Origin of the sequence: Kingella negevensis, assembly GCF_030177895.1 — a bacterium.
In the GTDB taxonomy this organism is placed as follows: domain Bacteria; phylum Pseudomonadota; class Gammaproteobacteria; order Burkholderiales; family Neisseriaceae; genus Kingella_C; species Kingella_C negevensis.
This window is the reverse complement of sequence record NZ_CP123448.1, coordinates 1,693,641-1,717,820: the sequence shown is the minus strand read 5'-3', so window position 1 is coordinate 1,717,820 and position 24,180 is coordinate 1,693,641. Positions and strand designations below refer to the sequence as shown.

Annotated in this window: 10 protein-coding genes and 4 pseudogenes; 3 read left to right on the top strand and 11 right to left on the bottom strand. The window is 42.7% G+C overall.

Annotated features, from left to right (window positions below; all coding sequences use genetic code 11):
- Positions 1–346: 346 nt before the first annotated feature.
- From QEO93_RS09415 to QEO93_RS09390, 6 genes and pseudogenes are all read right to left on the bottom strand, one after another.
- Positions 347–6,260, bottom strand: a pseudogene (locus tag QEO93_RS09415) (two-partner secretion domain-containing protein); the annotation flags it as partial.
- A gap of 106 nt (positions 6,261–6,366) precedes the next feature.
- Positions 6,367–8,181 (bottom strand): ShlB/FhaC/HecB family hemolysin secretion/activation protein, encoded by a 1,815-nt coding sequence (locus QEO93_RS09410; protein WP_284627581.1) that lies wholly within the window; start codon positions 8,179–8,181, stop codon positions 6,367–6,369.
- Between the two features lie 54 nt (positions 8,182–8,235).
- A complete protein-coding gene (locus QEO93_RS09405; RefSeq protein WP_245832155.1) occupies positions 8,236–8,439 on the bottom strand; it encodes a toxin-activating lysine-acyltransferase in 204 nt (67 codons plus the stop codon).
- Between the two features lie 138 nt (positions 8,440–8,577).
- Positions 8,578–9,105 (bottom strand): hypothetical protein, encoded by a 528-nt coding sequence (locus QEO93_RS09400; protein WP_089152857.1) that lies wholly within the window; start codon positions 9,103–9,105, stop codon positions 8,578–8,580.
- Positions 9,092–16,618 (bottom strand): two-partner secretion domain-containing protein, encoded by a 7,527-nt coding sequence (locus QEO93_RS09395; protein WP_284627580.1) that lies wholly within the window; start codon positions 16,616–16,618, stop codon positions 9,092–9,094. Before QEO93_RS09395 ends, QEO93_RS09400 begins: the two co-directional genes overlap by 14 nt.
- Positions 16,619–16,724: 106 nt before the next feature.
- Positions 16,725–18,512 (bottom strand): ShlB/FhaC/HecB family hemolysin secretion/activation protein, encoded by a 1,788-nt coding sequence (locus tag QEO93_RS09390; protein WP_081906804.1) that lies wholly within the window; start codon positions 18,510–18,512, stop codon positions 16,725–16,727.
- Positions 18,513–18,833: 321 nt separating this feature from the next.
- Between QEO93_RS09390 and QEO93_RS09385 the strand changes: the two genes are divergently transcribed.
- Positions 18,834–19,538, top strand: coding sequence for an IS1 family transposase (locus QEO93_RS09385; RefSeq protein WP_284627579.1), 705 nt, complete (start codon positions 18,834–18,836; stop codon positions 19,536–19,538).
- Positions 19,539–19,650: 112 nt separating this feature from the next.
- Here the strand turns inward: QEO93_RS09385 and QEO93_RS09380 are convergent, their stop codons facing one another.
- The 3 genes and pseudogenes from QEO93_RS09380 to QEO93_RS09370 all read right to left on the bottom strand — a co-directional run.
- Positions 19,651–19,950 (bottom strand): transposase, encoded by a 300-nt coding sequence (locus QEO93_RS09380; RefSeq protein ID WP_081906893.1) that lies wholly within the window; start codon positions 19,948–19,950, stop codon positions 19,651–19,653.
- A 230-nt stretch (positions 19,951–20,180) separates the two neighbouring features.
- Positions 20,181–20,641, bottom strand: a pseudogene (locus QEO93_RS09375) (Imm42 family immunity protein).
- An 8-nt stretch (positions 20,642–20,649) separates the two neighbouring features.
- Positions 20,650–21,915 (bottom strand): annotated as a pseudogene (locus QEO93_RS09370) (glycine zipper family protein); the annotation flags it as partial.
- 12 nt (positions 21,916–21,927) lie between these two features.
- Between QEO93_RS09370 and QEO93_RS09365 the strand changes: the two are divergent.
- Positions 21,928–22,443: a VENN motif pre-toxin domain-containing protein gene (locus tag QEO93_RS09365; RefSeq protein WP_245832151.1), complete on the top strand. Its 516-nt coding sequence runs from the start codon at positions 21,928–21,930 to the stop codon at positions 22,441–22,443.
- 2 nt (positions 22,444–22,445) lie between these two features.
- On the opposite strand, the gene QEO93_RS09360 is transcribed toward QEO93_RS09365, so the two are convergent.
- Positions 22,446–23,150, bottom strand: a complete 705-nt coding sequence (locus QEO93_RS09360; RefSeq protein ID WP_284627578.1) for an IS1 family transposase — start codon at positions 23,148–23,150, stop codon at positions 22,446–22,448.
- A 280-nt stretch (positions 23,151–23,430) separates the two neighbouring features.
- A pseudogene (locus QEO93_RS11735) lies at positions 23,431–23,505 on the bottom strand (hypothetical protein); the annotation flags it as partial.
- 192 nt (positions 23,506–23,697) lie between these two features.
- Here QEO93_RS11735 and QEO93_RS09355 point away from each other — a divergent pair.
- The gene (locus QEO93_RS09355; RefSeq protein ID WP_032136591.1) at positions 23,698–24,144 is read left to right on the top strand and encodes a hypothetical protein; all 447 of its coding nucleotides are present in this window, start codon (positions 23,698–23,700) and stop codon (positions 24,142–24,144) included.
- The last annotated feature ends 36 nt before the right edge of the window (positions 24,145–24,180 follow it).

Genomic DNA, 24,180 nt, shown 5'->3' with positions numbered 1-24,180 from the left:
TTTGTTACTTGAACCTGTAAATCCAACTCGTTTTGCACCGCTTCTTTGTCAAATACGTTTTTCAGGCTGCCTGAAAGCTCTTGGGCGGTTTGCGTTGTGGTGTCGGTATGGATTTGGGCTTTGGTTTCTTCTGCTGTTTTGCCCGTCAGTTGGATTTGTTTGTCTTCATCTGTAATGCGGATATTTTGGGTGTTGATGCCGCTTTTTGTGATGCTGCTTTGTTTGTCGCTGTCTCTGCCGTAACCCACTGATGAACTTGCGCCGTTTTTATCCGCTTCGCTTTTTAAGTGGCTGTCTTGTGATTTATTTTGTTCTCCTTGCCCCAGTGTTTTACCGCTGATCGTTGCGCTGGCACCTAAGCCGAAACTTTCGCCTTCGTATCGGCTGTGGTTTTTGATGTCGCTTGTCGTCAGTGTGCCTGTGATGAATCGGTTTTTGCCTTTGTCTTCTGCGCTTTGGCTGGACGTGATAATGCCGCCATCAAGTTGGGTGTGTTGTTTCACATTCACTTGATAGCCCTCATCGCCTGCGTAAATGCCGCTTTGTGCGCTGACGCTTTGGTGCTCGGCGTTGATTCTGCTTTGGCTGTAATTGCCACTTGCACTGGCTCCATAGCCTACGGTCACTTGTGCACTGGCGTTTTGTTGTTTGCTTTGATAGGTTTCGCTATCTTGTACGCTTTGAATGCTTAGGTCTTTGGCATTAACTTGTACGCCTTTGCCAATGACTTGGGCGCCTTTGATGGTGGTGTTGCCTCTGCTTTGGATAAGGGTTTGGCTGCCTTTGTCGCCAATATGGCTGTGGCGGTGGGTGAGGCTGTCGCCATTGCCATGTCCCTTGCCTATATTGCCACCTGCGGTAACGCCTAATGACCAGCCTCCTTGTCCGAATGATACGGCAACTCCTGCGTTCCAGCCGCTGCTTTTGTTGTTGCTGCGTTCTCTGCTGCTTTGTTCGGCGGATTGGAGTGTGATGTCGTTATCGGCAATCAGGGTGGTGCCTGCTTTACCTGCAACATCTGAACCTGTTATGTTGATGTTGGATTGTTCTGCTGCGCCTGTGGCGATTAATGTGGTTTTACTACCTGCTTGAATTTGACTCGCTTGGGCTTGGCTTGCTTGAACTTGGGTGGTTTGTCGGTTTTGCTGTTCGCCGTAGGTTATGGAAATGCTGACTTCTGCTGCTGCTTTTTTAGGGTTGCTGGCTAAGTTTTGTGCACTCTTACCTGTTTGATAGGCTTGCCAGCCTGCATTGACCGCTGCCATGGCATTAACGCGGTCGTTTTTGCTTTTGCCAACGGTTTGGGCTGTCTGAACCATGCTTTGTGCTGCTTGTACAATAGGGACATTAAGGGCAACGGTTAAGCCTTTTTGTTCTTGGATATGAATGTGGTCGTTTTGTCTCTTGTTTTGTGCTGCACGAATGTCTATGCTTTGGGCATGAATGGTGTTGTTACCTTCTGGGCTGGATACAGTACTGCCGATTTGTTCGTAGTGTTTGCCTGCAACAATGGTGGTATCGCCTTTGATGCTACCTACGGTGCTGCCTGTGTGGGTAAGGCTGGTGCTGTCGGTGTCATCGGTGGTTTTTTTGCTGCCGATGGCAAAGCCGATGCCACCTGAACTCATTAAACCTGATTTTTTGGTTTGATGAAATTCATTGTCGCGGTAATGATTTTGTGCTGCTGTTAATGAAACATTTTCTGCTGCAACAATTTGTGTTTCTTCATCAGAAATGACGTTTGAGCCACGAATGGCAACGTCTTTTCCAGCAGAAACAGAAATTTGTTTCGCTGTAATTGTGCTGCCAACCGCTTCATCGTGATTCAACTGAAATTGGTCTAATGTCTTCGTGCTGGACAATACACCACGAGATTTGCTGTACACCGATACGTCCATAGCCAATGTTTGCCGTCCTTCTTGGATGGAAACATTGTTTTTTGCGGACAAAGCAACCGTGCCATTGGCGCTGTTGATGTCGCCTTGACGAATGTTTAAATCATTGCCCGATGCCAAAACCACATTGCTTTGCGTTTGGATTTGACTGCCCATTTCTGCCGTTTGATGAACATGGCGATGATTTTTATCGCTTAATTCGCTATACGTTTCGTGATTTTCTGTGCGAACTGTGCTGATATTTAAATTATTTTGCGCGATGATGTGCGTTGTGCCATTGCTGGCGGCATTGCTCAACTGGGCAGCATGCAGATTGACATCATTTTTTGCGTGTAAACTCAATGTGCCATTACCCTGTGCATCGCCTTCTACATACACTGCCGCTACACGGTCAAATACTGTATTGCCATTGCGTTTGTCGCCTGATGTGCTGGTGGTGCTGTTCAAATTGATGTTGTTTGCATTCGCTTGAAACAGGCTGCCAGAAACTGCTGTGCCGCCATTAAAATCAATATGATTCGTTGCTTGCAAACCAATCTTATCTGCTTGCAAATGCCCTGAATGCTCAATGTCTTTGGCATTAATCGCTGCAATTTGACGTACGCCAATCGTGCCTGTATTTTGCAAAGTGCCATTGCTGATATTCAAATGAATTTTGTCTGCGCTGATGAGGCTGCCTGAAACGTCTAAATCGCCTTTTTTGGCCACCACATAAACTTTGGGTACAAACACTGTTTGCACTGAACCATTAGGCAGTGTCACTGTTTGTGTTTCTAACCAAACAATGTCAGAAGTTAAGCGTGCAACTTGCTGGGCAGACAAGGAAACCCCTAGACTCAAACCTAATTCTTGCGCTGCCGTAATGCCATTTTGCATTAAGGCTTTGAATTGCTCTTCGTCATTGGTATAGCCATCTAAACGGCGATAACCTGTTAAACGGTTGATTTGTTCATTAACCAGCTTTTGCTCGTAATAGCCATCACCCAAGCGTTTATGCATATTGTTCGGGTCGTTTTTTAAGGCAGCCAGCATATAGTCGCTGCCTAGCCATTGCCGATAATTCGCAAAGGTAGGGTCGGTCTCAACCAAAGGACCTGAATGGTTGGGGTTGATGGTGTAGAGACTGTTGGTGGGTAGCGTTATCGTATTGTTATTTAGGGTTTTAATATTGCCTGTTGTGATGCTTGCATGGGGTAACTTATCGGCAGTTTGTTGGTTTACGCCTATTGCTGTGTTTTGTTTAAAAACGACAATATCATCAGCAAAATGATAAGTGCTTAATTTAGGAGCAGCATCAAACCCTGTTGCTACATCAAAACGAATTCTGCGTTTTCCTGTGTGTGCTTTACCACCTCTATTGTACGAGTTCAATTCAGCTTTAGCATTATGCTTTTCAATGCGTTGATTGCCTAATGATTCTTTATTTTCAATAAGTTGATTATTATTTCCTACTGTATTTTCTCCTGCTATGATATGGCTATTTTCATTTAACCATTTATCTCCATGTATATTGAGTGAGCCACTAAGGACAATACTGGCTGGACGATTACTGCCTTCAACAATTTTTTCTTTATAGGTTAATTCATCATATTCTTCACGAACAACGATTTTGGTTTGCTTACCGTGAATACTGATGGCTGTTGTGCCATCATTGAGATGGAAATGAAAGTTTGTTCTATGCTTATCCTCTCTTCCATCTACACCATCTATATAACGAGTCGTACTATTTGCATATCCATAAGCAACAACATGGCGGCTGTTAGCTAAATATTCTTCCGTTTTAAAATGATTATTCAAATTCCTCAAATCTCTAACCGCAATGCTGCCATTACCTTGCGCTTCAATTCGTGCACTACCATTGATTAAACTGTCTGCTAAACCTGTGGCTTTATGCTCTGCATTCAGACTGCCTCCAATCCCTAAATCGCCTTCACTAGACAATACTGACGCTTCTTGATTCACAATTTCTCGTGCCCCAATATCCAAACGCTCCCGAGCTGCCACTACCGCCGCTTTGCCGTTCTCTTCTCGATTGACCACACTATCGCTAGCTAATGCTACATGGTTGCCGTAAATTTTACCCATGCCAATATTCAGCAATTGTTGACTTGCCTGTACGCGTGTCAAACCATTGCTGTTCACCAATCCGAGATTGGTCACATTGTGTTCTGCTCGCAATGTAACTGCCCCGCCAGCTGTTACATGGTGCGTATTATTCAGGCTGCCTTGTGTGTTGATGTTTAACTGATTGCCAGCCGTTAAATCGCGTTCAATGGTAAAGTCATCTTTTAAATCAATGGACAATTGATTTCCAGCAGCCAGATTACCCTGATTGTTCAGCGATTTGCTTTGCAACGAAACATCTTTCGCTACAATCTTGCCGTCTGTATTGTCAATCCGCAGTGTTTTCGCTTGATTATCGTGAATATTCAAAGCATGATTTGCTGCAATCTCGCCTCCTTGATTATTCAGGCTGCCTGAAACTGCTAAATCCGCATCGTTTACCGATTGCAATTTACCTGCGCGGTTGTCTAATTGATGCGCCGTAATATTTAACTGTTGAACGGCAGTGAATTCACCTTGCTGATTATGAACGGTGTCGGTGTGAATATCTGTTGTTTGTGCGGTAATTTTGGCGTTTGTGTTGCCCAATACCTCTCCCGATACCACTAACCGGTTCACATTCAATTCAGCTGTATTAGTCAAACCACTTTTTGCAGTCAAATCCACACCGCCATTGGCATTCAGGCTGCCTGAATGATTGAACTCACCTTTGGTTTGAATCATGCCTTCTGCCAGTTGAGTCGGCGTAACAGTATTGCCTGCATGACCTGTATTAGGTTGAATATGCGTGCTGCCTGAACCTGTCGCGCTGCTGGGGGTATTCGTTTGTGTGGGACTATTGCCTGTACCACCGTGACTGGTTTTGTTATTTGCGGTGTTTTCGGGTAAACCAATTTTGCCACTGTTGCTCAATGCCCCAGTCGCTTCAATATGCAGTTTTTGTGAACCTGTTTGCGAGAGTTTGCCTTGATTAGTGAGTGTATCGGTCTGAATGGCTAAGCGAGCAGCTTCAAGTGTGCCGGTGGTCTCATTTTTCAGGTTGCCTGAATTGTGAATCAATAATTCACCTGATGACAATAATGTGCCCGTGTTTTGAATCGATTGACTGTGAATTTGACTGCCTTGTTGCGAGGCAATCGTACCGCTGTTTTCAATAGCTTGACTGTGGATATGGATTTTGTGTTCCGCTGTATTATTCGTATCTTGTGCATTGGTAGCGGCAATCGTACCATTATTGATTAACTGACCATTGGCATCTAGGGCAACATTGCCCGCCGAAGCAAATAGCTGCCCTTGATTGCGAATGCCTGCTTGTTCTGCTGTACTGATTAAGGTGATTTTGTTGGCATACATACCGCCTAATGTGCCGGTATCAATCGCAAATAAAGGGATATGTGTGCCGTTGTTGGCTGTATTGTTAGATGTATGGGCAGCAGCATTATTGGGAATAGGCGAATGTGCATCACCCATTGCGGCCACATCATTTTGTCCCGCGATAACACGAATATCTTGTCCCCATATGGGTGCATCAATTTTGGCATGTTCACTGAGTATGCGTGTGTAATCCGCATCGCGTGCGTCTAAACCTTGTCCTGTAATCGCAACATGACCTGAACGAACCTGAAAGCCTGTTAATGCACCTGCTTGATATTGTGGCGCACCTGTCGTCAAAGTGGCACGAGAAGCATTGATAAAACCACCACCATTGACTGCAATCCCTGCTGGATTGGCGATAACGACTTCTGCACGTCGTCCACCCACTTCAATATAGCCATTCAGTTGTGAAGAATGAGCAGAATTCACTTGATTCACAATCACCCGCGCTTCGCCAGTTGCTAACCAAGGATTGCCTTGAATCCAGCCACCTAGCTGTGTTTGAGTGTTGCTGCGACTGTTGTTTAAAATCGCCCCACGATTACCCACATCAAACTGGACGTATTGATTAACAGAAACCCCTGCCAAAGTAGGGGTTTGAATATTGACTTGCGGTGTGCCGTTACCTGTTTGCAAAATCGTGGCTTGTTGGCTTTTAGGGGCAGCTTTATCGGCGACAATGCCATCAGCAAAAGCAATATTGGCTGTACCCAACGCCAAACATAAACAAAAGCCTAATAAGGAAAAAGAAAAGAGATTTGAACAACGAATAGGTGCATGAGCAGTACCAAAAGGAACAGATTTCACATGAACGCTGCCTGAACCACTATCGGCACAGCTTTTACCCTCGCGCTTCACATTCTCTGCAACAACCATCAGGCAACCGCGACAAGAGTTGAAGATGACGCGATAGAGGGTTTTGTTCATGATTTTAGTTCCTTGATTTTTAGAGATTTATTAAAAAAAATAGATAATCTTATTATTCTAAATCAAGGATTTTATGAGGTCAATGACTGCCTTCACTTCACACTCATCAAAACGAATAACTCACCTGAAACCCCGTTACCCATTTCTTTGTCCTAAAATACTCAGGTTTCTTCACCGCACGACTGGCAAACAAATCATAGTGTAAATTCCCACCCACTGTCATTTGTCCGCGTACGCCCACCGTTGCGCCAGCCAAAGTCTGTCCCAATAACCATTTTGCCGATTGTCCTGAAACATGTCCCACATCTGTGCCTAAATACAGTTGATGCCCTGGCTTAAACTGCCAGCTCAAATCATTGTGCCAATACCAACCGCGTTCGGCTGATAGGCTTAATTCGCCATCAAATCCGCGCACGGTATAGCGTCCGCCAATGGCGATTTTATCTTGTGGGGTCAATGGAGTTTTATTCCATTGTGCTTGAAAGTTGGTGTCGTAAGCAAATAACTGTTTGCCAATTTGAAAGGGAATGTTCACATCAGTACTGACTGTCCAAATTTTCATGCGCGACGTGCCTTCGCCAAAGGGTTCTTCGGGTGATGGCAGGGCATCGTACATGCCTGTACCGCGTTTGTAAGTGATTTTAAAATTGGCGGTGCTGTTGCCGATGTATTCTTTATGGCTTAACTCGGCTAACCAGCCTGCTGTTCTACGGCGTTGCACCGTAATCTCCGCATCGTCAATATAGCTTTGTGTTTCGCGTGTCCATAATTTTGCACCAATATGCGTTTTGCGTTTGGCATCGCGGTAGATTAAGCGGTTGAAACCTAAATCGGTGTTGTCGCTTTTGCCATTGTAGTCATACGCTTCGCTTAATCCTGCTACCGCTTGATGATAGCGGTAGCCGCTGTGGTTAAATGTCCATGTCCATTTGCCAAAGGGTACGGAATAATGCAACGCGTAATTATAAGTACTGCCTTTTTTCAGGCTGCTTGTACTGTTTGTTTCATTGGGTACATTGCCGATGGAATGCCCGTAGTTCACATAAAACAAATCGCTCAATCCCAATGGATTATCTGCCGAGAAGGTAATATTGCCTTGATATTTGCCTGTTGCTTTCATACCAGAATCATCGATGCCGAGACTCAAGCGATAAGGCAACAATCGCTGCCGCCATTTCACTAATACTGTACTTTGATTGGGTACACCGTCCACAGGCATAATTTGAATATCCGCTTCTACGGTTGGAATGCGCTTTAAATTCTCCAAACCCTGTTCCAAATCGCGCAAATTCAAGATGCCGTCAGAACGCGTAGGAAACTCATTTTGAAAGGCGGCAATGCGACCTGCATGAGTGGTATCTGTTTGCGACATATCGACTTCAATGTTTTTAAGATAACCCACCAATACCGTTAAAACCAATTTACCACTGTTTAAATCCTGCGGTGCTGCCATGATGCGCGTTGTGGTAAAGCCCTTGCCAATGACTGCATTTTGCGCCACCGTCATGATGCGGTTAATCGCGCCTGCATTCAAACATTTGCCTGCCTGAAAATCGGTTTCGTGCAATGCTTGTTTTAGGGCAAACTGAAACCATGCATGATGTTCGCCTTCTAAAACCACTTCGTTAATGGCAAAACATGGTTGCTTATCGTCATTGTCCATAGGCTGATTAAGTGTTTCATTAACACGTTCACCTTGTAAACGCACATCGGTTTCAGGCTGCATCGTTTGGTGCAACTGCTCTTCGCGTTGGCGTTGTTGAATGTCTTGTTGCATACGGATTTCGGTAGGGTTGGGGGCAGCGAACAAAGTAGCAGGAGCGATGATGCCTGCTGATAAGCAGCACAAAGGTAAGAAGCGAATGAAAGACAAGAAGTGTATGTGAGGTAAATTAGCCAAATAGGATAAACGAAGTTTCATGGTGTGGTCGCAAAATCAATAAAATCATCAATAGGCATTCAATACACGATTGCATCAAGTTTTAAAAGTTAAAATTCTCAAACCCTTATCCGAGCCTTTATGATATAAGGCACGTACAGTCGTATTAGGAAATAACTGGCGCACAGCTGAGCGCATTTGATGGCTGTGTCCCAATGGCGCAAACCATTGAATCAGCCAAATATTGTCGCCACAGTTCCAATCGCTGTTGTTGCGCAAATGGCGGTCGGTTTGATACAAAGTTATATTTATATCAAAAACCAAAAAAAGATATTTATGATGATAGACAGCCTGAAAAGGAGTTAAGGGTGCTGTGGTTATGTTGCACGGACAACGAGTGTTCACGCTATGCTTTCTAGTGATTCAGGATAATCACAATTAATATAAATACCTGAATTTTAATTTTTTTGAGACAATATAATCAATACCGTCTCTATTTATATAACCAGCTGCTTCTTTTATTTCAATATTATCTAATTTACCGTTCATTACAGGTAAAGACCCATAAATGATAAATTTATTTCCCAAAGTTTTTTTACTAATTAATATATCATCTTCCATAAGTAATTCAGCATAATTTTTCGCTTTTGTTTGAAATCTAAACAATATTTTTCCTGTGTAAATTCTCGCATATGTAGGAGAATTTATACCACAATCTTTGCATAGATGAACAATAGAAATACATTGTCCATCTATGCAATAATGAGCCAGTTTTTGTTGGTCAAGATAACGGCAATATATATAATACATACTGCAAAATATTATCACCAATAATGTAAAACTCATTTTTAGGATACATGTTTTACGATACCATATCGTATGGTATATACCGTATATTGCAAGAAATATCGGAATAAGTATTAGTAATAAAGAGGAAAAAATGACTAAATTATTAACGAATTCCATTAAATATCTCTCCAATACTTGGTATATTATTAGGAACTATATATTTTATGTTATCTTTTATCCATATTCTTTGTCGTCCTAAGTCGTAACCATATTTACTTTTATAGTATTGATACGGTAATTCACCATACATAGGAGCAGAACCATAAGTTTTACCAGTAAACACATTTAATAAAACTCCTGTCTTACCACCCTGTTGTAATGCTCCACTGGCTTGTTGAAATTCATCAAAAGTTTTTCCATTAACAGCAGCATTCATACCTGCTAAGATATTTCCAGCATCTCTCAATGAAATATATTTACCCTGAAATAAAAATCCATGATATGAACCAGCACCAGGATAATTGCTTTTTATATCGTATTCTCCTCCTGGAAGACTTTTTCTAGCAACAGTAGTATCCCATTGACCCCATGCTTTATCATTAAGTTGATAGATATATGGTTCTATATTTTCCCTAAAATGTATGATACCAAAAGATTTCCCTGATTCTGGACTAGTAAATGAGTCCTGCCACATTACTTGACCTACAACTTTTTTGGGTGAATTATACAATTCATCAAAGTCTGTCAAATTAGGACAATTATTTCCAGCAATAGGGGAGCAAACATAATCATATTGATAGATATTGTAGTCATCATTAGGAATATTACGGATAACTACCCCATTTTTATCAACATAAAGGCTATTATTCTCCACCGCACTTTGCGCATTCAGGCTGCCTTGCGCTGCATCTGTTGCGCTGTTGCCGACTGCTGCACCTGTAGCCGTTCCCAATAAGTTTGTAATCGCTGTTACAGTTTCTTTCTCTTCTGCTGTTAAGTCGCTGCCTTTTTCTTTGTCGTATAACCATTTGCTAATATAAGGCGCAGCAGCCTCCGCTCCACCTGCACTCAATGCTCCTGCTAGGGCCTTATTGTCTCCTGCCGCTGCAACAGCCGCTCCCAATACCGCATGGGCAAGGATATGCGCGCTCGTTCCTTCTGCGTCTTTTTCTTTAAAGTGTTGTCCAATTTCATATGACAATGCTGGCGATGCAGTCGCTGCAACCATACCTGTTGTGCTTTGAATCGGCGCACTTAAGCCCGCGGCAATGCTGTTGAGTAGCACTTTTCCTCGTTGCCAATTGTTGATTTTGCCTTCTATATCGGCCTTTTCTGTTGCACTAATTTTTGAGTCGTCTAGTTTTTCCTTTAATTCGTCTAGGTGTTTATTAATTTCGGTATTGGCAGCCTGAACGTTTTGATTAAAACTTTGGCTAACGGTTCTTTGCAAATCCAGTTCACTTTGCACCGCTTCTTTGTCAAATACGTTTTTCAGGCTGCCTGAAAGCTCTTGGGCGGTTTGCGTTGTGGTGTCGGTATGGATTTGGGCTTTGGTTTCTTCTGCTGTTTTGCCCGTCAGTTGGATTTGTTTGTCTTCATCTGTAATGCGGATATTTTGGGTGTTGATGCCGCTTTTTGTGATGCTGCTTTGTTTGTCGCTGTCTCTGCCGTAACCCACTGATGAACTTGCGCCGTTTTTATCCGCTTCGCTTTTTAAGTGGCTGTCTTGTGATTTATTTTGTTCTCCTTGCCCCAGTGTTTTACCGCTGATCGTTGCGCTGGCACCTAAGCCGAAACTTTCGCCTTCGTATCGGCTGTGGTTTTTGATGTCGCTTGTCGTCAGTGTGCCTGTGATGAATCGGTTTTTGCCTTTGTCTTCTGCGCTTTGGCTGGACGTGATAATGCCGCCATCAAGTTGGGTGTGTTGTTTCACATTCACTTGATAGCCCTCATCGCCTGCGTAAATGCCGCTTTGTGCGCTGACGCTTTGGTGCTCGGCGTTGATTCTGCTTTGGCTGTAATTGCCACTTGCACTGGCTCCATAGCCTACGGTCACTTGTGCACTGGCGTTTTGTTGTTTGCTTTGATAGGTTTCGCTATCTTGTACGCTTTGAATGCTTAGGTCTTTGGCATTAACTTGTACGCCTTTGCCAATGACTTGGGCGCCTTTGATGGTGGTGTTGCCTCTGCTTTGGATAAGGGTTTGGCTGCCTTTGTCGCCAATATGGCTGTGGCGGTGGGTGAGGCTGTCGCCATTGCCATGTCCCTTGCCTATATTGCCACCTGCGGTAACGCCTAATGACCAGCCTCCTTGTCCGAATGATACGGCAACTCCTGCGTTCCAGCCGCTGCTTTTGTTGTTGCTGCGTTCTCTGCTGCTTTGTTCGGCGGATTGGAGTGTGATGTCGTTATCGGCAATCAGGGTGGTGCCTGCTTTACCTGCAACATCTGAACCTGTTATGTTGATGTTGGATTGTTCTGCTGCGCCTGTGGCGATTAATGTGGTTTTACTACCTGCTTGAATTTGACTCGCTTGGGCTTGGCTTGCTTGAACTTGGGTGGTTTGTCGGTTTTGCTGTTCGCCGTAGGTTATGGAAATGCTGACTTCTGCTGCTGCTTTTTTAGGGTTGCTGGCTAAGTTTTGTGCACTCTTACCTGTTTGATAGGCTTGCCAGCCTGCATTGACCGCTGCCATGGCATTAACGCGGTCGTTTTTGCTTTTGCCAACGGTTTGGGCTGTCTGAACCATGCTTTGTGCTGCTTGTACAATAGGGACATTAAGGGCAACGGTTAAGCCTTTTTGTTCTTGGATATGAATGTGGTCGTTTTGTCTCTTGTTTTGTGCTGCACGAATGTCTATGCTTTGGGCATGAATGGTGTTGTTACCTTCTGGGCTGGATACAGTACTGCCGATTTGTTCGTAGTGTTTGCCTGCAACAATGGTGGTATCGCCTTTGATGCTACCTACGGTGCTGCCTGTGTGGGTAAGGCTGGTGCTGTCGGTGTCATCGGTGGTTTTTTTGCTGCCGATGGCAAAGCCGATGCCACCTGAACTCATTAAACCTGATTTTTTGGTTTGATGAAATTCATTGTCGCGGTAATGATTTTGTGCTGCTGTTAATGAAACATTTTCTGCTGCAACAATTTGTGTTTCTTCATCAGAAATGACGTTTGAGCCACGAATGGCAACGTCTTTTCCAGCAGAAACAGAAATTTGTTTCGCTGTAATTGTGCTGCCAACCGCTTCATCGTGATTCAACTGAAATTGGTCTAATGTCTTCGTGCTGGACAATACACCACGAGATTTGCTGTACACCGATACGTCCATAGCCAATGTTTGCCGTCCTTCTTGGATGGAAACATTGTTTTTTGCGGACAAAGCAACCGTGCCATTGGCGCTGTTGATGTCGCCTTGACGAATGTTTAAATCATTGCCCGATGCCAAAACCACATTGCTTTGCGTTTGGATTTGACTGCCCATTTCTGCCGTTTGATGAACATGGCGATGATTTTTATCGCTTAATTCGCTATACGTTTCGTGATTTTCTGTGCGAACTGTGCTGATATTTAAATTATTTTGCGCGATGATGTGCGTTGTGCCATTGCTGGCGGCATTGCTCAACTGGGCAGCATGCAGATTGACATCATTTTTTGCGTGTAAACTCAATGTGCCATTACCCTGTGCATCGCCTTCTACATACACTGCCGCTACACGGTCAAATACTGTATTGCCATTGCGTTTGTCGCCTGATGTGCTGGTGGTGCTGTTCAAATTGATGTTGTTTGCATTCGCTTGAAACAGGCTGCCAGAAACTGCTGTGCCGCCATTAAAATCAATATGATTCGTTGCTTGCAAACCAATCTTATCTGCTTGCAAATGCCCTGAATGCTCAATGTCTTTGGCATTAATCGCTGCAATTTGACGTACGCCAATCGTGCCTGTATTTTGCAAAGTGCCATTGCTGATATTCAAATGAATTTTGTCTGCGCTGATGAGGCTGCCTGAAACGTCTAAATCGCCTTTTTTGGCCACCACATAAACTTTGGGTACAAACACTGTTTGCACTGAACCATTAGGCAGTGTCACTGTTTGTGTTTCTAACCAAACAATGTCAGAAGTTAAGCGTGCAACTTGCTGGGCAGACAAGGAAACCCCTAGACTCAAACCTAATTCTTGCGCTGCCGTAATGCCATTTTGCATTAAGGCTTTGAATTGCTCTTCGTCATTGGTATAGCCATCTAAACGGCGATAACCTGTTAAACGGTTGATTTGTTCATTAACCAGCTTTTGCTCGTAATAGCCATCACCCAAGCGTTTATGCATATTGTTCGGGTCGTTTTTTAAGGCAGCCAGCATATAGTCGCTGCCTAGCCATTGCCGATAATTCGCAAAGGTAGGGTCGGTCTCAACCAAAGGACCTGAATGGTTGGGGTTGATGGTGTAGAGACTGTTGGTGGGTAGCGTTATCGTATTGTTATTTAGGGTTTTAATATTGCCTGTTGTGATGCTTGCATGGGGTAACTTATCGGCAGTTTGTTGGTTTACGCCTATTGCTGTGTTTTGTTTAAAAACGACAATATCATCAGCAAAATGATAAGTGCTTAATTTAGGAGCAGCATCAAACCCTGTTGCTACATCAAAACGAATTCTGCGTTTTCCTGTGTGTGCTTTACCACCTCTATTGTACGAGTTCAATTCAGCTTTAGCATTATGCTTTTCAATGCGTTGATTGCCTAATGATTCTTTATTTTCAATAAGTTGATTATTATTTCCTACTGTATTTTCTCCTGCTATGATATGGCTATTTTCATTTAACCATTTATCTCCATGTATATTGAGTGAGCCACTAAGGACAATACTGGCTGGACGATTACTGCCTTCAACAATTTTTTCTTTATAGGTTAATTCATCATATTCTTCACGAACAACGATTTTGGTTTGCTTACCGTGAATACTGATGGCTGTTGTGCCATCATTGAGATGGAAATGAAAGTTTGTTCTATGCTTATCCTCTCTTCCATCTACACCATCTATATAACGAGTCGTACTATTTGCATATCCATAAGCAACAACATGGCGGCTGTTAGCTAAATATTCTTCCGTTTTAAAATGATTATTCAAATTCCTCAAATCTCTAACCGCAATGCTGCCATTACCTTGCGCTTCAATTCGTGCACTACCATTGATTAAACTGTCTGCTAAACCTGTGGCTTTATGCTCTGCATTCAGACTGCCTCCAATCCCTAAATCGCCTTCACTAGACAATACTGACGCTTCTTGATTCACAATTTCTCGTGCCCCAATATCCAAACGCTCCCGAGCTGCCACTACCGCCGCTTTGCCGTTCTCTTCTCGATTGACCACACTATCGCTAGCTAATGCTACATGGTTGCCGTAAATTTTACCCATGCCAATATTCAGCAATTGTTGACTTGCCTGTACGCGTGTCAAACCATTGCTGTTCACCAATCCGAGATTGGTCACATTGTGTTCTGCTCGCAATGTAACTGCCCCGCCAGCTGTTACATGGTGCGTATTATTCAGGCTGCCTTGTGTGTTGATGTTTAACTGATTGCCAGCCGTTAAATCGCGTTCAATGGTAAAGTCATCTTTTAAATCAATGGACAATTGATTTCCAGCAGCCAGATTACCCTGATTGTTCAGCGATTTGCTTTGCAACGAAACATCTTTCGCTACAATCTTGCCGTCTGTATTGTCAATCCGCAGTGTTTTCGCTTGATTATCGTGAATATTCAAAGCATGATTTGCTGCAATCTCGCCTCCTTGATTATTCAGGCTGCCTGAAACTGCTAAATCCGCATCGTTTACCGATTGCAATTTACCTGCGCGGTTGTCTAATTGATGCGCCGTAATATTTAACTGTTGAACGGCAGTGAATTCACCTTGCTGATTATGAACGGTGTCGGTGTGAATATCTGTTGTTTGTGCGGTAATTTTGGCGTTTGTGTTGCCCAATACCTCTCCCGATACCACTAACCGGTTCACATTCAATTCAGCTGTATTAGTCAAACCACTTTTTGCAGTCAAATCCACACCGCCATTGGCATTCAGGCTGCCTGAATGATTGAACTCACCTTTGGTTTGAATCATGCCTTCTGCCAGTTGAGTCGGCGTAACAGTATTGCCTGCATGACCTGTATTAGGTTGAATATGCGTGCTGCCTGAACCTGTCGCGCTGCTGGGGGTATTCGTTTGTGTGGGACTATTGCCTGTACCACCGTGACTGGTTTTGTTATTTGCGGTGTTTTCGGGTAAACCAATTTTGCCACTGTTGCTCAATGCCCCAGTCGCTTCAATATGCAGTTTTTGTGAACCTGTTTGCGAGAGTTTGCCTTGATTAGTGAGTGTATCGGTCTGAATGGCTAAGCGAGCAGCTTCAAGTGTGCCGGTGGTCTCATTTTTCAGGTTGCCTGAATTGTGAATCAATAATTCACCTGATGACAATAATGTGCCCGTGTTTTGAATCGATTGACTGTGAATTTGACTGCCTTGTTGCGAGGCAATCGTACCGCTGTTTTCAATAGCTTGACTGTGGATATGGATTTTGTGTTCCGCTGTATTATTCGTATCTTGTGCATTGGTAGCGGCAATCGTACCATTATTGATTAACTGACCATTGGCATCTAGGGCAACATTGCCCGCCGAAGCAAATAGCTGCCCTTGATTGCGAATGCCTGCTTGTTCTGCTGTACTGATTAAGGTGATTTTGTTGGCATACATACCGCCTAATGTGCCGGTATCAATCGCAAATAAAGGGATATGTGTGCCGTTGTTGGCTGTATTGTTAGATGTATGGGCAGCAGCATTATTGGGAATAGGCGAATGTGCATCACCCATTGCGGCCACATCATTTTGTCCCGCGATAACACGAATATCTTGTCCCCATATGGGTGCATCAATTTTGGCATGTTCACTGAGTATGCGTGTGTAATCCGCATCGCGTGCGTCTAAACCTTGTCCTGTAATCGCAACATGACCTGAACGAACCTGAAAGCCTGTTAATGCACCTGCTTGATATTGTGGCGCACCTGTCGTCAAAGTGGCACGAGAAGCATTGATAAAACCACCACCATTGACTGCAATCCCTGCTGGATTGGCGATAACGACTTCTGCACGTCGTCCACCCACTTCAATATAGCCATTCAGTTGTGAAGAATGAGCAGAATTCACTTGATTCACAATCACCCGCGCTTCGCCAGTTGCTAACCAAGGATTGCCTTGAATCCAGCCACCTAGCTGTGTTTGAGTGTTGCTGCGACTGTTGTTTAAAATCGCCCCACGATTACCCACATCAAACTGGACGTATTGATTAACAGAAACCCCTGCCAAAGTAGGGGTTTGAATATTGACTTGCGGTGTGCCGTTACCTGTTTGCAAAATCGTGGCTTGTTGGCTTTTAGGGGCAGCTTTATCGGCGACAATGCCATCAGCAAAAGCAATATTGGCTGTACCCAACGCCAAACATAAACAAAAGCCTAATAAGGAAAAAGAAAAGAGATTTGAACAACGAATAGGTGCATGAGCAGTACCAAAAGGAACAGATTTCACATGAACGCTGCCTGAACCACTATCGGCACAGCTTTTACCCTCGCGCTTCACATTCTCTGCAACAACCATCAGGCAACCGCGACAAGAGTTGAAGATGACGCGATAGAGGGTTTTGTTCATGATTTTAGTTCCTTGATTTTTAGAGATTTATTAAAAAAAATAGATAATCTTATTATTCTAAATCAAGGATTTTATGAGGTCAATGACTGCCTTCACTTCACACTCATCAAAACGAATAACTCACCTGAAACCCCGTTACCCATTTCTTTGTCCTAAAATACTCAGGTTTCTTCACCGCACGACTGGCAAACAAATCATAGTGTAAATTCCCACCCACTGTCATTTGTCCGCGTACGCCCACCGTTGCGCCAGCCAAAGTCTGTCCCAATAACCATTTTGCCGATTGTCCTGAAACATGTCCCACATCTGTGCCTAAATACAGTTGATGCCCTGGCTTAAACTGCCAGCTCAAATCATTGTGCCAATACCAACCGCGTTCGGCTGATAGGCTTAATTCGCCATCAAATCCGCGCACGGTATAGCGTCCGCCAATGGCGATTTTATCTTGTGGGGTCAATGGAGTTTTATTCCATTGTGCTTGAAAGTTGGTGTCGTAAGCAAATAACTGTTTGCCAATTTGAAAGGGAATGTTCACATCAGTACTGACTGTCCAAATTTTCATGCGCGACGTGCCTTCGCCAAAGGGTTCTTCGGGTGATGGCAGGGCATCGTACATGCCTGTACCGCGTTTGTAAGTGATTTTAAAATTGGCGGTGCTGTTGCCGATGTATTCTTTATGGCTTAACTCGGCTAACCAGCCTGCTGTTCTACGGCGTTGCACCGTAATCTCCGCATCGTCAATATAGCTTTGTGTTTCGCGTGTCCATAATTTTGCACCAATATGCGTTTTGCGTTTGGCATCGCGGTAGATTAAGCGGTTGAAACCTAAATCGGTGTTGTCGCTTTTGCCATTGTAGTCATACGCTTCGCTTAATCCTGCTACCGCTTGATGATAGCGGTAGCCGCTGTGGTTAAATGTCCATGTCCATTTGCCAAAGGGTACGGAATAATGCAACGCGTAATTATAAGTACTGCCTTTTTTCAGGCTGCTTGTACTGTTTGTTTCATTGGGTACATTGCCGATGGAATGCCCGTAGTTCACATAAAACAAATCGCTCAATCCCAATGGATTATCTGCCGAGAAGGTAATATTGCCTTGATATTTGCCTGTTGCTTTCATACCAGAATCATCGATGCCGAGACTCAAGCGATAAGGCAACAATCGCTGCCGCCATTTCACTAATACTGTACTTTGATTGGGTACACCGTCCACAGGCATAATTTGAATATCCGCTTCTACGGTTGGAATGCGCTTTAAATTCTCCAAACCCTGTTCCAAATCGCGCAAATTCAAGATGCCGTCAGAACGCGTAGGAAACTCATTTTGAAAGGCGGCAATGCGACCTGCATGAGTGGTATCTGTTTGCGACATATCGACTTCAATGTTTTTAAGATAACCCACCAATACCGTTAAAACCAATTTACCACTGTTTAAATCCTGCGGTGCTGCCATGATGCGCGTTGTGGTAAAGCCCTTGCCAATGACTGCATTTTGCGCCACCGTCATGATGCGGTTAATCGCGCCTGCATTCAAACATTTGCCTGCCTGAAAATCGGTTTCGTGCAATGCTTGTTTTAGGGCAAACTGAAACCATGCATGATGTTCGCCTTCTAAAACCACTTCGTTAATGGCAAAACATGGTTGCTTATCGTCATTGTCCATAGGCTGATTAAGTGTTTCATTAACACGTTCACCTTGTAAACGCACATCGGTTTCAGGCTGCATCGTTTGGTGCAACTGCTCTTCGCGTTGGCGTTGTTGAATGTCTTGTTGCATACGGATTTCGGTAGGGTTGGGGGCAGCGAACAAAGTAGCAGGAGCGATGATGCCTGCTGATAAGCAGCACAAAGACAAGAAGCGAATATTAGGCAAATAGGATAAAGGAGGTTTCATAGTGTGGTCGTCAAGTCAATAAAATTATCAATAAAATCACCAATAGGCATTCAATACATGATAGTATCAGGGTTCAGAAGAAAGTACAGATACAAGGGTGGGTGCTTGCACCCGCCCTACGCAGGCTACACTGGCGTAAACGAAGTACAGCGAAGCGAAAGCCAAAACCACGGTGTATGAATGCATAACCTATAATTGAAAATTTGTGTTAATTACAGATAATGCCAGCTGAAAATGTTTCAAAAAAAGGTGGTGTCCTGAAAAGTGTGCTGTAAAAAATAAACAATAAAAAAGCAGCGAAAATAGAGTATATTTGAGTGTGTGAAAACAGAAATAACTCTAACTTGTCCTCGCTGCCAAGGACAAAATATAAAGAAAAATGGCTACTCTGGCAATCGTAAACAAAAATATTTTTGCAAAGATTGTTGTCGTAATTTTATTGGCGACCATAACCTTACCTATAAGGGTTGTCATTCCAAAGCTGATGAACAGGTTTGGAGAATGACCGTTAGAGGTTGTGGTATTCGCGATATTGCAGCAATTACGGGTTACAGCAAAGACAAGGTTCAGGCTGCTTTAAAACGCCATGAGTTTGAGCCATTTCCTAAACAAAAACATTACTCTACACTTGAAATAGACGAGTTTTGGACATTTGTCGGTAACAAGTCTAATAAAGTGTGGCTAGTCTATGCCTATCACAGAGAAAGTGGCGAAATTGTCGCTTACGTTTGGGGTAAGCACGATTTAGCAACAGCGCGAGCACTCAAACAGCGTTTAAAAGAATTACGCATAACTTACGACAGAATGGCGACCGACGACTGGGCTGCATTTTTAAATGTCTTTTCAAATGAAGAATGGCATCTAGTTGGTAAGCAACACACAGTTGGCATTGAGGGTAATAACTGTCGTTTACGGCACAAAGTAAGGCGAGCGTTTAGAAAAACGTGTTGTTTTTCTAAAAGTATGTTTTATCACAAGAAAGTTTTTGATTTGGCTTTCTTTGATATTCATTTTGGCATTGTTTAGTTTTACAGCACACTTTTCAGGACACCACCATAATTAGTCAGGACACCTGATTTTTTTACCTCCATCAAAACCCTTATCATGTGCGCTAGAAGCTGTTTTGACACTTTGTGAATCAATAATGGCATAAGTTGGCATTGCTTGTTTTTGATGGATTAAACGTTTTTTTGAACCAATGCCAAAAGAATTCTATCCCATAAGCCTGATTGGCTCTGCGATAGAAACTCCATACGGTTGAATAAGGTGGAAAATCATTGGGCAACATACGCCATTGGCAACCTGTTTTGGTGATGTACAAAACGGCATTCACTAATTGACGTTTATCCCATTTGTAGTGGCGTAGCTGGTTAAAATGTGGCTCAATCGCTTGCCATTGGGCATCTGTTAAGTCTGTTGGGTAGGATTTTCTAGTCATATTGAATAAAATTTATTTTCCAGGAATACCCAATTTCCTACGCAATTGAATATTAAGTTTATCAATTCTATTCCTGTTTAAGGTTCCTGACCAGTGATACAAATTCCTGTTGTTATCAGCACCAACCAGTAAAGGATTGCTGCTGGTAACAGTCAACTTTATGTTTTTCAGATTGTGGATACCTGCAAAAACGCGAAGAATTCGTGAAAGCTATAGTTTGCTAAAATATATTATAGATTCAATTGAAAAATAACAGATTCAACTGTACCTTTCTTATACCTGATTTCTTTAAAGTTTTTCCCATTATCAAAACTATAAAAAAGTCTCTCTTCCTCACCAGAATATCCCATTTCTAATACTAAACAATCTATTTCACAATTACTCCCTCCACTCATATATGCAGTATCAATAGAAAATATATTACATAATTCCAGAGAATTATATTTATCTATATCAAATAGTTGCTCTCCAAAATCTAAACCATTGTTCCCACCTGCATAATACTTCTCTTCAAAGGATGATTTCAAACTATTAAAAACTGTATTTAGTGTAAAATATCCATATGGGCATATCTTAGGATATATATTCTCTCCTATTATTATCTGAATTTTTCCATAAATAAAACCATTACATTCAGAGTTTTTTCCCATAAAATCCCAAATTTTCTTGTTGAATCCATAATAATATTCATATAAATCCTTATTTTAATAACTTATTCTTTGATTGCTCGGGGTATGCTTTTTTAATTCCTGCTTTTTGTTGACTTGTTAAGGACAAGGGATTCTTCTTATCGGATGTAGAACCAGCCCAATGCCAAGGTTCATTTTTCCTATCGCCCCCCATATAACGATGAATATGTCCTTTATCATCAATTGCAAATCGCTGTTTACCAATTTGTACTGAACTTTGAATTAATTGAACTGAATTCTTTGGCTCAATACCAGCATCAAACTTAAATCCTAACTGACCAGGGGTATGTTTAGGATTAGATTTATAGGTAGTTTCACTAACCGTTTTATCTGGATTTTTAATTTTTATTGAGATAGCTTGAGGAACAGGTATAGAAGACTCTGCTCCCTGTCCTTTAGAAGTACCAAAATCATTCTTTTGATGACTCTTCGACGCCAATGCCGTATCCGGAGGAATCCTATCCCCCTTCGCAACATTGCCGTTTACAGGAATACGGATATTCCCCGCACCCGCCAACAAGGGATCACTGCCTGTAACATTCGACCTTATGTTTCCCAGATTGCGGATGCCTGCAAGAATCGGGGCTTTTATCCTCGGATTGGGGTTGACAAGGTTCAATAACGTATCCGTTATATTCAGCGCAAAATTCTCGTTTTCCTGCTGATTACGCTGTATTTCGCTGTTTCTAATCCCACTGTGCAACCAAGTCAGGTTGCGGTATTCTGGTTTGTCCTGTTGGCGGTATTCCTCAAACAACTTCGGATCATTGTAGGCTTGTGGATTTCTTGTGCCGTAGTCACGGTAATCCCAAGCATAACCCAAGGCTTTGTCTTCACCTTTCATTCCGATAAGAGATATGACACTTTGGTCGGTATAGCCGTCTTGGGAACCTTTGTCCACCCAGCGCAATATCTGCCTGCGGATTCTTATTGCCGCTTCTTGGCCGCTGATTTTTCTGCCTTCGCGTTTTTCAACTTCGCGCTTGAATATCTCGGCATATTTGTCGGCCAATGCCATTTCCTTCGGATGCAACTGCCGATTATGCCAATCTACATTCGTACCCACCACAGCGCCACCACTGCCACCAGTTGCATAGCCAATGGCTGCACCACCTAATGCATTAATCAATGTACCTGTACTACCAAGTTTTTCTTCGGCTTCATTTAAATAGGGAGCAGCTAGTGAAGTGCTACCACCCGCTAATGCACCACTTGCATTACCTGTCATCACCCCGCCAACGCCTGACTGCAAGAGGGCTCTTCCTATACTACCTTTGCATCGCCAGCATTGTCATATGAAATTGGACAACACTTTAAAGAAAAAGACGCAGAAGGAACGAGCGCGCATATCCTTGCCCATGCGGTATTGGGAGCGGCTGTTGCAGCGGCAGGAGACAATAAGGCCCTAGCAGGAGCATTGAGTGCAGGTGGAGCGGAGGCTGCTGCGCCTTATATTAGCAAATGGTTATACGACAAAGAAAAAGGCAGCGACTTAACAGCAGAAGAGAAAGAAACTGTAACAGCGATTACAAACTTATTGGGAACGGCTACAGGTGCAGCAGTCGGCAACAGCGCAACAGATGCAGCGCAAGGCAGCCTGAATGCGCAAAGTGCGGTGGAGAATAATTGGCTTACCAGTCGTACCTTTAGACAAAATTTAAGTAATCGTGCTAAACAAGGAAATACTGATGCTAAGCGTATGTTAGAAATTGAAAATTTATTACGCCAGTACGGTATCCAAGATATAGAAGATGTTGTAGCTAGATATAATCAAAATGGTGGTGTCCTGAAAAGTGTGCTGTAAAACTAAACAATGCCAAAATGAATATCAAAGAAAGCCAAATCAAAAACTTTCTTGTGATAAAACATACTTTTAGAAAAGCAACACGTTTTTCTAAACGCTCGCCTTACTTTGTGCCGTAAACGACAGTTATTACCCTCAATGCCAACTGTGTGTTGCTTACCAACTAGATGCCATTCTTCATTTGAAAAGACATTTAAAAATGCAGCCCAGTCGTCGGTCGCCATTCTGTCATAGGTTACACGCAACTCTTTCAAACGCCGTTTGAGTGCTCGCGCTGTTGCTAAATCGCGCTTACCCCAAACGTAAGCGACAATTTCGCCACTTTCTCTGTGATAGGCATAGACTAGCCATACTTTATTAGACTTGTTACCGACAAATGTCCAAAACTCGTCTATTTCAAGTGTAGAGTAATGTTTTTGTTTAGGAAATGGCTCAAACTCATGGCGTTTTAAGGCAGCCTGAACTTTGTCTTTGCTGTAACCCGTAATTGCTGCAATATCGCGAATGCCACAACCTCTAACGGTCATTCTCCAAACCTGTTCATCAGCTTTGGAATGACAACCCTTATAGGTAAGGTTATGGTCGCCAATAAAATTACGGCAGCAATCTTTACAAAAATACTTTTGTTTACGATTGCCAGAGTAGCCATTTTTCTTTATATTTTGTCCTTGGCAGCGAGGACAAATTAGAGTTATTTCTGTTTTCACACACTCAAATATACTCTGTTTTCGCTGCTTTTTTATTGCTTATTTTTTACAGCACACTTTTCAGGACACCACCACACTATCCATTAAAACCAACGCACCAAAAGTATGCCCAAAATAAGTTGTATCCAAAATCACATTAACCTTTTTCGGGTGCGAAAAGTGATTTTGTTTCGTTGCTCATTTTAAGCGGCGTTGAATGGTTTTGGTGCTGCATTGGTACTGTTGAGCCAGTTGTTCAATGGTGCGATGCTCATCGCGATATTGTTACCAAAGTTCATCGTTAATTTAAGCGTATTCCACCGTTAAAACACTTCTTACATTGGGTGCAAAAATAGCGTTGTTTATGGTTACGCGTTCCGTATTTTTGAACGGAATTTGAGTGACAAAAAGGGCATTTTTTGTGTTCAAAGCATTTGACCTATCTGAAAGCCTTTAAGCATAAGGCTTCCAGCGATTTTAACCGACCATTTTGTCCTTTAACCCATTATTGGCGATACTTGAATCATATGATATACTAATATTAACATTTTTTAACAAAGCAAATATTATGAAACGTCTTTTTTCTTTTTCCATGATTGCAGTATTAGGTTTGATGACTGGTTGCGCCAAATTAAATACAGGATTGCAACAAATCAACAGTACATTAGGTTCATTAACTAGCACCGTAACTGGCGGTGGTACAGTGAACATTGGTAATAAAGTAACCAATCAATATGAAATTAAAAACTTTGCTTTGGAAATTGGTCAGGAAAGTTTGGCTCATAAACCTGTTGTATTTAAAGGAGAAGTTTATAATAAAACTTCAAAAGGCATTCGTTTAGATATTTTTGTACCAACATATGATTCACAGGGTTTTGCGTGTAATAGTTTACACACATCAATTAGCCTGAGTGCTAATGAAAAAACTCGTTTAGATAATGCAGATTATGTGGGCGTAAACACTGGTTGTTCTATCAGCACAAGTAAAATTAAATATAATTTAACGACATACTAATGAAACAGCGCGTAAATTGGGTAAACCAATCTACGC